Origin of the sequence: Nocardia sp. NBC_00881 (assembly GCF_045207455.1) — a bacterium.
Taxonomy (GTDB): domain Bacteria; phylum Actinomycetota; class Actinomycetes; order Mycobacteriales; family Mycobacteriaceae; genus Nocardia.
Genome location: NZ_CP108798.1, coordinates 117,652 through 134,134 on the forward strand (window position 1 = coordinate 117,652; position 16,483 = coordinate 134,134).

Here is a 16,483-nt window from a genome sequence, read left to right on the forward strand (position 1 = left end):
ACACGACTGCGGGCGAAGAATCGGCCCTGCCGCCTCGCTTCGAATACCAATACTCGATGCAGTCCTCATCAAAGGGAGTGGCGAGCACTGTTTTCTGGACGCATGGTCGAACCCGACCGGATGTGCGTCAATTGCGCGAGTGGCTCGGGGAGCTGCTTCCCGGCGGGAAGGATAATCCCGATGTCCACGCGGCAGCGGCTCTGCTCGCGGAGCTGGCACCAGCACTCGGGGATGCGGCCAAGGCGCGTGCCGGGCGACTGAGGGAGCTCGCGGAGGTGCTCGTCGAACTCGCGAGCGCACCCGCTTCGCGCGGAGTGCTCGAGAAACGGGCGAATGATCTCGCGGTGTCGGTGGATCCGCTTCAGCAGCAGCCGGATGAACTCCGCGCGCGGGCGCGGGCGCTCGACCAGCTGGCCGACGTGTTGGTTGTCGGCGGTGCTAGGACCTGGGCGAAGCTGGCCATGGGCCCCAGCGAGGACCCGAGCCTGTACATCAACGCATCCGTGGCAGATGTCCCCGGCATTGTCGCTTCGGATGTGGATGCCCTCCAAGAGCACTCGGACGTGCGCGCGCTGTTGAATCGTGCGGACGTTTTCTTCTCGGCGAACGTCGGCCGATCAGCTTTGAGCTATACGTTCGAATTCGCGATCGACGGGTTCTTCGCCGACACATCGAGGGGGCTCGCGCACGGCAGGCGCGAGCACGGATCGCGATTCGCCGGAGCCCTGCTCGCAGAGGTGGTCGGAGATTTGCGTGCGTGGTTCCGTGCCAACGGGATCGACGACGGTATCGGTCAGGTACTGGCCGAGGTGACCTACCACGCAATGCGTTCCGGCGACGGCCGGGTGCGGGCGGGGTTGATGTCGGATGGCGGGTTGTGCGTCGATATCGACGGCCCAGATGGCGAAGTCGGTGTGATAGTCGACCGCGATGAGCGCGGTCGCCACCGCTGGAGTGTCACGGGTGATGTGCGAATGGTCAGCGGCCATATCGCGGCCGAAACCTGGCACCAGTGGACCGTGACCACCGCGCAAGAGGGAGAGGTCACCGACGCCGAAGGCTACTGGGACCCGCCCGGTGCAGGTTCCGCAATACGTGTCCGGGCCACCAAGATCAACGGCCTCCGAGTGCTGGCGGCCTCCGGTCCTGTCGGTGCGTCCGAATCGGATCTCGCCCGCGGCGTCCTGGACGCAGTGCACGCGCAATCCGAACTGGGTGCGGTCCTGGCCGAGGGGCCTTGGGTTCCAGTCGAATTCCAGCTGACGCTCGGTGACGGGTCGACGAAGGCAAGGCGCGGTGCGGTCCGTTCGGTCGGCGGCCGGGTGTGGGTGTGGACCCCCGACGGTGCCCGGCATTCCTTCGACGCGGTGCTGCGTCTCGGCGATCCGGGCTGGTCGGATGCCGATGCCGCGTCAGGCGCTGCTATGCCCGACGGGGTGCAAGCGTCGCAGTGGGGCCCGCATCGAGTTGGGGCGGGACAAGGGCGCTCAGCGGGTTCCTTTGGTTCGGAACCGTATGCGCGTCACTCCAATTCTGGCGATTCGCCGGAGCCTGGTGAAGGTGAAGCCCGCCTGGTGTCTGGTGGCGAGCCCCTGTACGAGGTGTCTGTCCGGGGCAACCAGTTCAATGAGCTGCTCTATCAGCTACGGACTGAACTCCAGGAGCTGCTCGGTGGTCGGTTCGCCGCGGACGCAGTGGATTTGATCTTCGAGCCGATCCAAAAGTTCGGCGGGTATGTGGTGGTCCGTGCGCTGGGGTCGTCGGGGGGCCGGCGGGTCGAGATCGATCTCGACGGTCATCCCGGACGGATCACGGTGGATGTGACCGCCGATGCGGTGCGCGTGTCGTGGGAGGGATATCCGAACGATCCGCAATGGCGCGACACCGCGGCCGAACAGTGGGCGCGGTTGGCCTCGCACGGCCGGCGCGGCGATCCGCGACCCGCGGTACCTCCACTGAGTGCGGAACGGTTGCGGCAGTTGCTGTTCCGGCGACCCAGGTCGGCTGCTCTGATCGAGTTGCAGGGACAAGTACGGCTCGAGCTCGACCTTGATCCGAACTCTTCGGACGACACCACAGTGACGTGGGCTCCGAGCACGGGGCTCGAGCAGGACGGCCCATGGGCGCGTGAGTTCGGCTACGTGCGCGATCTCGACGGCCCACTGGCCAAGCCGGGTGGCCACGTGCCGGCTGACGAATTCCAGGTGTTCTGCGGGTGGGCTGCCGGGGCACCACCGCAGGCCGGGACCACCACCCGGGTACCGGTTTCCATCGTCGACGGCGCGACCGTGGTCGTGACAGACCAGGGGCAGGTCGTCCCGGTGGCCGAGGTAGCGCAATCAGCTGGTGAGCACCTGTCGCTGTCGGTGGACAGCCGGGAGATTCTTGATGCGGTGGCTCGCGACCTCGACGGTGTGGACAGCGTTCGAATCGAGAGCGCTGATCCGGAGGTGCTGGCGGCAGCCGCCGAACTTACCGACGCCGGATATCTGCCCGAGGGGCAACGGGTGCTGTGGGTGGACGTTCGCGTCCCGGCGGACAGCGATGTGCTCGACCGCGATGCCATGTTCGACGCGTTCGATCGGCTCAACGCGTTCCTCCGGCGTGGCATCGGGTCGGCGGTTCTGGTGCTCGCGGGCGGAGAGCCGATCGACACACTGTTCAACGAGGATCCGCTGTTCCGGTCCTATATCGGTGCGGACAGCGTCCAGGTCTTCCTCGATATCTCCGGTGCTGACGCAGGGGATGTGCGGCGGGCTATTCGCTTGGGAGCCACCGGCGTTCTCACCGGCGATCCAGAGTCCACTCGTCGTCGATTGGCGGAGGAACGTGGTGCCTGGCCGGTAGTGCTGATCGATGGACAGCCGCATCGGGTGCTCAGCGCTGAGCAGTTGAGCAATATCGCGGAGAGCGTGCGCCGGAGCGCCGCCTACCAGCTGCGCGGCGACAACGCCACCGACGGAACGGAAGTGGCGCGCCAGGTAAATGCGATGCGGGCTCCCTTCCGATCGCTGGTCGCGCTGAAATCGGAGACTGGCGAGTACATCCCGGTCCCGGAGGGGGCGTGGCTCGTCACGGATTCGTCGAACATCCGCGTCGCCGAGGAAGCAGCATTCCATCAAACCCATGAGCTGGTCGTGGAGGAGGACGTCGACGAGGTTTCCGCGTGGATGGACTCCGCCGTGGACGCAGGCGGATTCGCGGCGGTCGTGTCCGGCGGTGAGGCAACGATCCAGTCGGCGGGAAGCGAACGCCGCTACGGGGAACGGCCGCTCCAAGTCGATGCGGAGTTGGCCCGGTGGTTGAGCGGACGGGTCCCCCCCGAGGTCGCGAACATGGTGTTGGGAGCGAATCTCGCGGCCATCAATGTCGGAGATATGCGCGTGCGGGTCCGACTGTTGGACGATGGCGCGCTCCAGGTGGCGATTACCGACACGGACGGCACCGGCCTGACACTCACAATCCATGGGCCGCAAGAGTGGGCGGCCACTTGGTCGATTCCGCCGGACCGTCTGGAAGATCTCGAACTCGCCTACAACCAGCTGACACTGCACCTGGCACCTGCTGAGAAGGCGACCGTCGATCGCCGGATGGCCGGTAGACGGGGCCGAATCGGGCAGGGCCCACTGCGGATCGGCGCGTCGGTGGATGAACGAGGATTCCGGTTCCAGGTGTTGGCGGAGGGACCGGAGGACGATCTCGGACGGTCGTCTGCTGGTCGAGCGCCGGCATCAACTACGACAAGCGGCGGCGAGCGTCGTGACTTCACCCGATACCGCGACGGCGGATTCCGGCCATCGACCGGAATGTGGGATCTGAATTTCAATCCCGCGATGGAGGAGGATCTCGGCGACGACCCCCCGGAGTGGCTGGGCCCGGCCACCGACGCAGACGATGCGGACCAGCCGGACATCGTCGTGGAACCCGCTCGCGCCGAGGAGCTTTCGGTGGTGCCGGCGCTCCGAGGCGCGCAGGCTCCGCTGCACTGGATGGCGGAGGGCCACGACGACCTGAACGTGGCTGGCCTGCGTCGGGCGCGTGATGGGCTCGCCTCGGTGGAAACCGTCGACAGTAGTGCGGCGAGCGCGCTCGAAGATGCTGTCGGCTGGTTCGTGGCACTGCTCGACCGGGTGCGGGCTATGCAGGAGATCGATCCCGACATCATTACTGTCCTCAGCGAATGTGGTGACGAATTCCTCCGGCTGGCAGGAGCGGAAACGACCGCGGGTCAGCGCTTGCGCAGCGCACTCGACCAAGGCGGTGATGTCGAACTCGGGTCGCCCGCAGAGCCGCAGTCAAACGTGGAGGACGGCCAGAGCGGCGGCGGCCAGATCACCCCCGGCGACCCCCAGTCCATCGCGGACGCGCGCGAATCCGTAGCCTCGGCCGGTTTCGTCACAGAAGCTGCGTGGGTGGCGGCGGTGCTGGATCAGGCGGCGCAGGCCTGCGGTGGCGGCCGGTTCTGGGTGGGCAACCCTGACAACTCGAACGGGCTGCGGGTGACTCTGTACGACGCCGCAGGGCAGATGTGGCTGTCGGTCGACGTCGAGCACCGAGGTGGGGAACGGTCCCGGTCAGTGTACGTCGGTGGCGGTGACGATGCGCGAACGGCATTCGCGCACGAAGTGATCGGGTTGTTGACCGCGGGCCGGGTGCGTCCGGGCGATGCGGCCATTGTGCGAGGCGAGGTCCGTTCGCGGATGACGGCCGACCACGGTTCGGCCGGCGTGGAGCTGACGGTGACCGAATCGCCGGAGGGTGCGGCGGAGCTCCGCATCCACGGTCCGCATCCAGAGAACTGGCGCGATTACACGCTGCGCCCGTCGGATGTTGCCGCCGCAGATCCGAGGCTCGCGAATGTCGCCGCGAATGTCGCGGATTTGGTGTCCGATGCGACTCGTTCGGTCGGTGCGACGCTGCGGCACGGGCTGGACGCGCTGCTGCCGATCGACCATCCCGATGCCGGGCAGGCCGCGCTGGTCGAGTCCATGGCGGGGTCCTACCAGGCGCTGGTGGCTGCCCTGCCCACGCGCGCCGCGACACCACCGGCGCTCGAAACACTCCGAGCTGTCGATGAATTCGGCGCCGAACTGCACCGGCTTCTGCTCCGATCCGGGCCGGAAGCCCCATCCGAGATCCGTGCGCTCGCTACTGCGGTGGCCGAGGTGCGGGAGGTATTCGCCCGGTGGGGTGAAGCGCCTGTCGACGGTGATGTCGAGCGGTCGCTCGCCGAGGCGGCCGAGCACGTCGCGGAGCTCACCGAGTTCGGGGCCGAGGCGGCGTGGGCGGTGGAACTGCTGCGCCGCGCAGACGGCATCGCGCATGCCGGCCAACCTGCGGCGATACGATTGCGCCGGACCGAGTCCGGGACCGAGTCGCTGTGGATCGAGGCGGAAGACTTCGGTCCTTGGCTGACCGTGGACGCCCACGCCGACGGTAGTCGGCGTCTCGTCGAACTTCGGCTTTGCAAGGCCGATTTCCTGCTCGACACCGTCGTGCTGGCCGCTGGTGGCCGGTTGACCGAGCCGCAGGTGGAGCGGGTGCGGGGGTTGTTGCGGCTGGACCGAGGCAACTGGGACGTGACCGGCCGCATCGAGGTCACCGAGACCACGCTCACCGTTCAGACGTCGTACGGCACACTCGAATTGCCGCTCGACGACATTGAGGAGCCGTTCGGGTTCCCCGCGGGGGCGGGTCACGATTCCGATAACAGCTATCCCGATGTGCCGGCTGAGCCGGAACAGCGCGTAATCGCTGACGCCGATCAGGAGTTGGCCGCGGCGTTGCGGGCTGCTGCGGAGCTGGTGGGTGCAGATCCGGCTCAGAGTGCGCCTGCACCGGCCCATTTCGTCGGATCCCCCACCGATACCAAGGCACTCATCGCCTGGTTCGACAGACATCCGGAATTCGATGACCGTGAACGTGCACTGGTGTTGCGCTATCTCGAGGGGCTCGAGAATCGATGCCCGCAGGTCGATCTGGAGGCGTACGACGGTTGGTTGCAACTGCAATTCCGCGACTTCGCAGGTTCGGCGATCACCTACCTGCGGGTATCCGGTGGACCTGACGACCGCCAGGTGAGCGTCTCCACGTCGGCGAACATCTTCCAACCGACGCTGGACGAGGATTGGGCGCCGTACGTGTGCTCACAGCTTGCGGCGTGCTTCGATCATCCCGGCGCGAACGGTGCGAAGGACTGGATCGCAGAGAAAGTCCGTGCGTCACAGGACCAGGGCAACTCCGCGATGATCGCCACCCTGAAACTGTCCGGACAGCCGCGCGTGCAGCTGGGCAACGGCGTGCAAGACACCATCTATATGCCCGGTCTGGAGGGCCTGGGCGAGTACCAGTTGTCGGAACCCCCCGCGCAAGGGAACAGTCATCTTCGGGACTCGAGCATCACCGGACGTGGCCGCGGTGAGTCCGCGCTGCGGCACGGGGGTGGGGGACCGGGGAAGTTCGGAGAGTCTCGGTCGATGCGTGGCGCCCCGTCGGCGGATCCCCCTGCGTCGTATGGATGGAGGGACAACGGCGATAGCGCGGGTTCAACCGAGCCGTCGCGCGGTGCGGATTCGCCGGAGCGGGTCGACGAGGCCGCGGCGGAGGACTACTCAACCGAGACCGGACCGACGGAATCCGTGTCGGAGCCGGTTGGTCGGGTGCTGCGGGATCTGGGTTCGATTGCCACCGTAGGCGATCCCAGCAGCGCCGCCGAATTGGCCGGCGAGATCGCAACGATGCTCGATGCGTTGCGGGATGAATTCCCGTGGATGCGTCTGAGCATCGGCGTCGGTGCGGTCGAGGGTGAGGTGTTCGGTTCCGTATCGGCAGAGGTGCGGGATGGGGCGTTCGTGGTGGATGTCGTCATCAACGAGCGGTTCCTCACAGATCCGGAATTCGGTGCGAATGTTGTTGCGGCGCACGGTGGTCCCGCGGAGCGGCCCGGTAGGTTCGCAGGCTCCTATCTGATCGGGCTCGCGATCACCGAGGCACTGGATGACCGGGCGATTCTGAGGGTCAATCTCGATCTGAGCGATCATCGTGCCGCCGGTCGCCATCCCATGGATTGGCGGCAGTTCAAAGCGCAGTTGATGGCGCAGCGTTCCGCTGGCCGCCCTGGCATATCAGACTTCCGCCGCGGTCACCGACGTTCGTTCGCGATGGCTGCGCTGGATGTCCCGGGGCCGGAATCGCTGGTGGTGCGGAACGGACTGCTGCGCGAAATTCAGGCCCTCGTGGCCGGGGATAGGCCGGTGCCTGAACCGGATCCCGCACTGCAGCTTGCGAAGGCGAAGATCGCGGCGGATTTCGCGAAAGAATTCGGTGTGCGGTTGGTCGGATTCGATAAGGATCCGAATGTCGGCATCGACACCCTCCGTGAAGTCGCGGGTCACTTCGCTGTGCTGCTCCGTAACCGCACTAATTTGCGTTCGGTTGTCAGCGCCGGTCTGGACGACCAGGGGCGGGGGAATCCGGGGCTGACAAAAATGATGGACGGTGGTAGCCACGTCGTTCTGGATAAGCTCTGCACGACGGATCCGGAATTGGCGGACCGTTTCGTCGTGACGAGCGTGGCGTCGGGTTACAACGTCGGACCGGTTCGCTCAGCCAGCAAAGCGGTCTCTGATCACGAATACGGTCATGTCGTCCTCAACACCATCGGCCTGAGCCGGGAAGCACTCGTTGAACGGGCCGAATCCACACTCCGCGATACCCACCAGGGCGACGAGGCGTCGTTCGGCCCATGGGTGTTGGATCAATTCAGCTGGTACTGCTTCGAGTTGGCCGACGAAGACAGCGGTGATGTCGATGAACCCGTTATCGAGCTGACGGATTCCGAGGGGACCCGCTGGAGATTGCGGCTGGGTGAGGCATTCGCTGAGTCGCACTCGAGGATGCGAGGCGGCGCGGACGAGGCCACCGACGGCGAGCGGGCACTGTACTCGCTGATGATCGAGCTGCTGGAAAGCGCCGAACAGCCGAACGAGCCCCGCGCCGACGGGGTGCGGCTGGCCACCGACGGTTCGCAGCAGCTGCCTGTTTCCACGATCACCAGACTGCGTGACGGTGAGCTGAGCCAGGTCTTGGACGAGTGGCGGTTCAGGATTGCGATGCCGTTCGTTGCGCGGCTGCTCGATGACGAACACCTTCTCGGTGCGGCGGTCGTGTCGAAGCACGCTGGTGCGGCCGGGCCGGAGCTTCGGGTGCTGTTTCCGCTGAGTGGCCAACTGACCCGCCTGTCTACCGAGGGCCGGGACGAATTCCTGAGCGTCACATGGGATGTGGCCGGACGGGCCGCACCCGATGCCGTGGATCGCCGGTTTTCCGAAAAGCAGGTTCGCCGGCTGCTGAGCGGTGCGTCCAGCGCGGAGCAGGACGCCGCGGTCGCGGCGCTGCGTCAGGCGTTCGCGGAGGCGGCACCGGATGATGATGCGGTCGCGGCGGATCCGATCACACTTCGGGCGGCGGTGCGGTACGCGCCGGACGGTGACCCGATCGTGTCATTGGGCCTGAAAGTGGGCGGCGATTGGCGTGTTATCGATTGGCGAGACCATGCAGGTTCGGGGTCATCGGTTGATTCCGGTCGGGCACAGGCATTTTCGAGCCCGCGAGTGCAAGCGGCATACGATCAGGCTTTGGCGCTGGAAGCGGACCTGGCGGTGGCCGTTCGCGCGGAGGCAGCCAAGCACAGGATCACCGCGGGGCTGGAGCCCGCGCGAGCGCTGAAGACGGTCCAAGGCCGGATCCGCGGCACAAACACACATCTCCTCAGCCTCGCCGAACAACTCGACGATGCTCACCGCACGGCCGCGAATTTGAAGCAGCACTTGGACAGATTGCGGGATCGAGCTCCGTCCGACCAGGTGATGTCGCCGGATTATGAACGACGTCTGACGTCTTGGGCGCGGGCGTCGGCTTTCGATGCGCGGCAGGCAATCGATGCCGAGATTCGGGAATTGGTGGGGGTCCTCGCCGCGGCGGCGAACTTCGTGCTCCCGTCCGGAACACTGACTGTCCAGCACCTCCGGGAATTGGCGGCGAGTCTGCGCGGCGGGCAGTGGTCGGACGACCAGACACGACAGCTGGCAGCGCTGAGTCCCCTAATGGCGCGCTACGCCGGAATCGACTTGGCAGCACAATATTTGGATGCTCGTCTCGATGATCTGGGTGGGCCATTCACCGACGCGCAGGACGCGTCTGTCGGCATCGCCGAGTCGGCGGGCGACCACCAGGCCGAAGGCCCGCCAGGGTTGCCGGACGACCTGTTGAGGTCGAACGTGGGCCGTGCGTACCTCGAATCCAGGGGCGAGCGCGACCGCGCGCGAACGGAATTCGCAGCGCTCATCGAGGGGATACCGCTGCTTTCGCTGTCGATGGATCACGGCCAGATCCAGCGCACGCTCGCCGACCTGTGGGCCTCGACCTACACCACCGAACAACGCCGGCACCTCGACGCCTTGCTTCGGGCCGCGGTCCACTACCGCGACACCGACCTGGCGACCCGCTACTTGGAAGAGCGACTGAGTGCACAGGCTGCAGGTACTACCAGCCATGATCCGGAAATCGTTGCGCTGGCGGCCAGCCAAGCCGCCGCGGAACGCGATACGAACGCCGCGATGGTACGAAAAGCGGCGGAACTCCTGCCGAATCCGCTAGCTCCCGCGAGTCTGGTGCCTGGCCAGATCACCACGACAGCAACGGCATTGCTGGTCCGGATGCCGCACGTGGACGCTGTGGAATCGCTGTCGAATTACGCCTCCGGTTTCCGCACGGCGCACATTCAGGCCCGCTACTTCGAGGCACGCCTGTCCGACTTCTCGGAGGACTCCACCGACTTGGCTGGGGGTACACCGGAGGCCGGCCCACCAGCGCGTTCGGACTTCCATCCGGACCCTCCCGGCGGGCGACCCACGCGCAGTTTCGGTGGACATCAGCAGGGTCCACCACGGCCGGATCCGGTGTGGACCGGTGCGCTGTCCGACTCCGATGGTCTGAGCGAATGGCTGGGCACCGCTTTCGCCGATGTGAAAGACCTGGTCGGTCGATGCGCCGAGCTCGCCGCGCGCCTGGGTCCGGGATTGATGACGGCTCGCCTTGACGGCGGGGTGCTGCGTATCGACATGGTCGACCGATCCCGTTTGGCGCGAACGGCTTTGAAGGTGCCGGGACCGTACGGGGCACGGGAGGTGCAGATTGGGGCGCGGGTCAAGGAGGGCGGAGACACGCGGTGGGTGTCGCGTGGTGCGCTGCGGGTGCTCGACGAGGTGCGGGGTTGGGGGAACAGCCTGCAGGCCGCCGCGGTAGCTGACTGGGTAACCGACGCGGCCATGCAGGCGGGTGATGTCGATGTGGTGCTGACGGTGCGTGGCGGGTCCGGTGATCGCCAGGTGTGGGTGGGCACGTTCGATACCGAACAGGCTGCGGTGCTGGGGATTCGGATCGATGAATCCGGTCCGGATTCGGACATGACGCCGGAGATGTTGCCGGTTGGCGGCCTCATCGACCTCGACACGCGTGCCCTCGAACCCACGGAGCAGCAGCAGCGCGCCGTGGAAGCCGGATTGGAGATGTTCCACTTCGAGCTCCCGCAAGAGCTGTTGGACCGGTTGCGGGACGACGACATCGAGGCGGAGCAGGAATACATCGCGCGGCTCGCCGCGTGGGCTGACGCACTCGACCCCGAACAATGGGCGGCTGCGCTTGCGTCCCCCTTGATCCTCGAGGTCGTTGCCGGCACAGCCAGTTTCCGCAACGCCGACCGTGACGCCGCGAATCAGATCCTGCTGACTTCCGGCGACCGGTCGGTCGATCCCGAGTCGACGCGACAAATTTTGGATCTGAAACGCGAAGCCCGGCGGTTGGTCGAGCACCTGGCGTCCAGCACTCCCGTGCACCTGTCGGCGGTCGATGCTGGCCCGGCCACCTACTCACCGACGGGACGGACCGAAACGCAGCCCCAGTCGCTGCGGCTCACCATCGGTGACGAGGACGCGGCCGTGTATCGGGCCGTGCACGTGCTGCCCTGGGATGCGAGCTGGTCCGACATCAACGCCGCCCTGGCGACGGTAGTCGCGCATTACCGGTGGTTGTCGACCTTGGCAGGTGGCGCGCCGGTATCGGTGACCCTGCAATACGAGGGCGGGCATCCGTCCGACCGCGACGACCGCAGTATCACCGAACTCAACATTCAACGGGTGCTCGATGACCTGTGGCGGCGTAGTGGGGCATGGAAATCCCGTGCGGCACAGGATGCTCCGAATTCCTACGTCGACCATTTGGTCTTGCACTCGGTCCGCGGCGGGGTGGGCTTCCGGCCCTGGATGGACATGATGACCGACCAGGTCGCGTCGCTGATCACCGACGTCGCCGCGCCGGAGGAACTCGCCAACCGGACTATGGCTGCCCGCCCGCGTGTGCCGGAAGACGATGCGGCAGCACCAATCTCGGATCCACCGGCGCCGGGGCTGTCCGCGGCGGATTCGATGACCATGGTGCTGAACGTGATCAACCATGTCCGAGAGGGCCTCTCGGACATGGCCGATCCACCGTCGATCCGACCTTTGTCCATCGATCCAGGTGAGCGTTCGCTCATCCTGATGAAGGAACCCGGGGGAACCGAGCCGGAGACCATCCTGGTGTATGCGGCGGAGGGCTCGCTCAATGAACCCGACGACCTCGCGGCGGCATTGCGCGGCGCGGCCGACCTCTACCGCCGGGCCACCGAAGACCACGGCGGCCACATCGAAGTGCTGGTCGCGTTCGGCTACCGAACCTCGGATGCCGACAGTGACGTCGGTACGGGGCTGCGGTCCCTCGTCCGCCAATTCACGCCCGATCCATCGGAGGGAGACGAGCCGCGTCCCCGGATCCTGCTCGCCGGCCACGGCATGGGTGCCTCGACCGCCAGCGCTGCCGCCCTCGACGGTCAGTTGTCCGCGGATGTCGACGCGCTGCTGCTGATCGATCCGGGTATGACGCCCGCCGACTCCGCCGCCGCGCACGGCATGCCGGTGTACGTGACGGGTACCCCCGGTCCCTCCGAATTCGGGGTCACCCCGAGCGACCCCGGCTATGGCGCAACACGACTCGGCTCCACCGCCGCTGCTCGTTTGGTGGCCGGTCTGGACCCGGACGAGGAGGTTTCCGGTCTCGGGTCGGACGACGCGGCGGCGGCGATGGCCGACGGGTCGGTCACCATGAATCCACCCGACTTCATCGACATCCCGCTCGGCCCAACCGGGGTCAACGACTTCCTCGACCGGTCGGACGAGGCCGCCGCCGTCCTGAACGTCTGGATGCGGGCACACGGCTGGGAAGACGCCGGTCAGTGCGCGGATGCCGCTGAGATCATCTGGGAGCTGGCGCTTTTCGCCTACGAGGACAGCAGCGGCGGCCCGGTCGTGGTGCGAGCGGAGCTGGCGGGTGCGCACCCGGAGCGGACCATGACGGTGCGGCTCGTCGCGGACTTCGACAACCAGCCCGACGACATGTCACTCGACGGCGAAATCTCCGGCGACGAGAAGGAGCCGACCGAAACCTGGTGGACTGCCGCGATATTGGCAGACGAGCTACTCGGCGACTCCGAGGACCCGCCGCGCGGGTTCACACTGCGGGAAGCTCAGCGCGGGTCATGGCCGGCCGGCTTCGATCCGGAACCTGATGGTGGCCGGGAAGAGGCGCCCATTGCGAACGATGTCGCTCAGGAGCGGGTGCGAGAGATATCGGATGACTTCTTCGCGCGGGTCGCCGCGTATCAGGGGCCCGAACCGCGGATCTCATCGTCGTGGATTGTTGGCGCCTACGCGTCGGCATGGCAGGAACTGTCCGATGAGGACAAGGCTGCGTGGATACACGGAGATCCGTACGTCGTGCACAGACTGTATGGGGTTCCGCATGTTTGGCGGCGTCAGGGGTATGAGGCGATGCTGCGGCGCGCGATCGATGAGCTGCAGGCGTGGGAGGCCACGGGCAGGCTCGATGACGTCCACACCCGGCAATTGGCCGGATACCGCGCGCTGGAGCAGGTGCTGGCCGCTGGAGACGATGAATCCCGGCCACAGCTCGCGTGGTTCGACCCGCGCACCGGCACTTTCGAGCTCGCGTACGGCGCTGGACTCGATACTGCCGAGGAGATCGCAGTACACGAGGTGGTGGGCGTGCCGCTACGGGTATCGCCCGTCGCCGCGGCCTTCACCACCCACCTGCATGAGCAGTGGCACCGCAACACCACCGGCCGCCCGACCCGCAAGACGACGATCCTGCGTTTCGCCACCGACCAGAAGCAGGCCGACCGGCTGTCGCGGAACCGCGCCGAGGATCTGCTCGAGACCCGGCGCTATTACGTCGGGCAGAATGTCCGCGCCACCATGCCGTTGTACCCGATTCCCGTGGATCGCTTCAACTTCCATGATCTTTGCGACTTCTTCCGCGATCGACGGCAAGCACCTGAGGTTTCCGCACCGACGCGGCGGCAACCATCGCCACCTGATCCGGCCTGGCTGCAGGCATTCGCGCCCGAGCGGGATGTCACGCCGGACAGTGCGGTCGGCGCAGGAATCGTGGAACAGATGCATGCGGTGGCCGTCGCGCGCCGCGACGCTCTCGAAGCGGACCTCCTGTACATGGGGGTAGTGCCTGGGGACACGGGAAACCAGCTGCAAACCGGCCAGGCCCTGGCGGCGGCCACCGCGCTCGCGTCCTTCGACTCGGAGCATGTCGACGTCGCGCGCCTGATGGAGACCGCCCACGCTCTCGAACGCGCGGTACGCCATGCGCGTCGCCTGAGCGAATACCTTGATGAGCTGTATATCCGCGCGGATAGCGGACTTTCGGCTGCCGCCGAACTCGAGGAGGCGACGGCCGCTCACTCCAGCGCGGCCACACAACGTGCCGAGCTGGGCGCGCGGATCCGGCAGTGGGCCGCATCCCTGCCGACGGACGGACCAGGATGGGGCCAGAGCCAGATCGGTGAAACCCTCGCCGAACTGTCGAGCCGCTCCGATTTGACCGACGAGCAGTTGCAGGTCCTGACACAGATCCTCGGTGTGGCCGACGAATACATGACCGCTGGCTTGGACACTGAGATCTACGCGGCGCGGCTGGCGGACCTGGCCGCCGAAGTACCCGGCCTTGCAGAGGATCGTGCGGCCGCCGGGTTGTTGTCGGAGGTTGCAGAGCTGCGCGCCGATGCCGCCGTCTACGGTGCGATCGCGACAGCGGAAACCGTCAAACTGCGTGCCGAAATCGTCGCGACCCTGACTCAGATCGGCGTGGCCGATAGTGATTCGCTGCCTTCGCGGCTCGACTCCCTGGTCGACGATGTCTTCCTCCACGACCCGGCAAGCGCCGAGCGCTATGTCGACTTGGTCCGCCGCTACAAGGTCGCAGCGCACGAAGCCGCCCATTTCGCGCGGCGGTTGACCCAGCTGACCGAATTCGCCGATCGGATCCGTGAGATGGATTCGGATCCGATCCCCGAGGAGCTGGTCCGAGCCTTCGTGGTGGCGGACTCCGTGCGCGAGTCTGAAGCCAAGGGTCTGCGACAGTTGGTCGCAGACCTGCCGGTGTGGATCGATCCGGCGGAGCTGGCGCCGGTTCGAATCATTGCCGTGCTGCCGGATACCCGTGCGCGCGTTGCGGATTCCAGTGAACTGGGGTCGCCATCGGGAGCGGTCGAATCCGGGATCGATGTACTGGCCCAGAAGGCGCTGACGTATCGGCTCGCCGACGCGGAGACCGAGGGCTTCGCGGCGCTGGCGGTCGACCGGGTAGCGCATGACTGGCTCATGCCGAACCCCGGAGAAACGGTTGCCCTCATCGAAGGGTATGCCGCGGCCGTCGCGGATACCTACCGTGGCGAAGGCCGGATGCATGCTCTGCTGGGGTATTTCGAAGGGGAGATGCCGCTGGATCCTGAGCTCATACCGGGGACGGTGGCGGAGGTTGCGCACTCGGCGGCGCAACACCGAAGTGGGGATACCCCGGGCGATGGTGCCGAGCAGGTTGTGGGGGATCTGCTGTGGCTGGCGCCGCATTTGCGGATCACGGCGTGGAAGGCCGCCTACCTTGCCGCAAGGATGCCGCAGCCGGACGCGACGCATGAGGAGCGCCCGGACAGCAGGCCGGCACTGGGGCAGGAAGTTTCGGCGCTGTACGCGGACCTGCTGGAACAGCGCAAGCGGCTGGTGGACAACGAGGCATACGCGACCGATCCCCTCGAAATCGAGGACCTGTGGTGGCAGCGGGCGATCCTGGAGACCGAGATCGACCTGGTCGAAACTCTCGCCGTAGACCTGCCGAAGTCGTCCCCGACCGCGCTGGCCGACACGGTGCACCTGCACCTGGAAGCGGTTGCGGCCGAGCAGGAGTTGGAGGCGCGGGTATACGCCGCGCACCTGGCCGACCTGCTCGATGCCCGGCAGCGAACCCAGCCCACCGAGCAGTCCCGCGCGGCGGAAGCTCTCGCCGAGGGAATTCGGGCTCGCCGCAATGTGACCCAGATGCTGTACCGGTTCGACGCCGGCCGCTCCGCGCAGCAACCCGGAAACCTGACGGCCGAGCAGATCGACGCGACGGTGTCGGGGTACGGGGAACTTCACGACGACGAGCGCTACATTCCCGGGTTCGCGAAGGCGCTCAAGGAACACGAAATGCGCGTGCGTTACCACGCCGCGCAGGTCTTCGCACTGCGGGCAGGCGCGGGACTGCCCCAGCCGGACGCCGATGGCAATAGTCCAGGCTTGCAACAGTTCTGGAGGCTGCGCGAAAAGCTCGACGCGGTGGTCTACCGCGTATACGAACAGGTCGCGTCCTTCTCGTTCTGGGTGGATCCAGGGACGACTCCCGATGCCCTCGCCGCAGCAATACAGCAGCTGAGCCACGATCTTTCGCCGCAAGAAATGGCGGAACTCGAGCAGCTCGCGGCCGATTACCGGCACCTGGACGACGAACTCCATACTCTCCGAACACTGTTGAACACCGATGGCGTCGAGGACTTCGCATCGATGCGTGAGCTCCAGTCCAGGATCCTGAGGTTCGGCGCCGGCACCACGGCCGACGTGCACGCCGTCGATTCGGAGAGCAACGGCATCGACTTCCGGATAGAGGTCGTGGACGGCCCGGCGGTGCGGATCGTTGACCCCGCCACCGAAATACCCTCTTCCGCAGTGTTTGTCGGTGAGATAACCCCACCACCCCTGTCTGTGGAACCCGACGACAGGGAGGGTGTGGTCGCTGCTCTGCGCGAGCGGTACAGCGCGGATCTGACGCGTTGCGCACGGGCCGCGATGGGCGAGACCCGCGCCGCCGAAGCCACCGTGGCGGAGATCTCCGACCGCGCCGCACGGGGACTCGGCGGTCTGACCCCGGGCGGAAGCCCCGACAAGTGGCTCCTGGACGACGTAGCCGAATTTGTCATCGACGCCAATACCCGTGCCGTCGCATTCGGGACGTGGTTGGCAGCCACCCACGACCTCCCGGCACT

General features: G+C 66.5%; 1 protein-coding gene (cut by both window edges). It reads left to right on the top strand.

Every position in this 16,483-nt window falls within one protein-coding gene, locus tag OH799_RS00465, for an ElyC/SanA/YdcF family protein (protein WP_406274080.1), read on the top strand. The gene is 112,296 nt long; 19,342 of those nucleotides lie to the left of the window and 76,471 to its right, leaving coding positions 19,343-35,825 in view, spanning codon 6,448 (partial) through codon 11,942 (partial); the first complete codon in view begins at nt 3. Both codon boundaries (start and stop) fall beyond the window edges.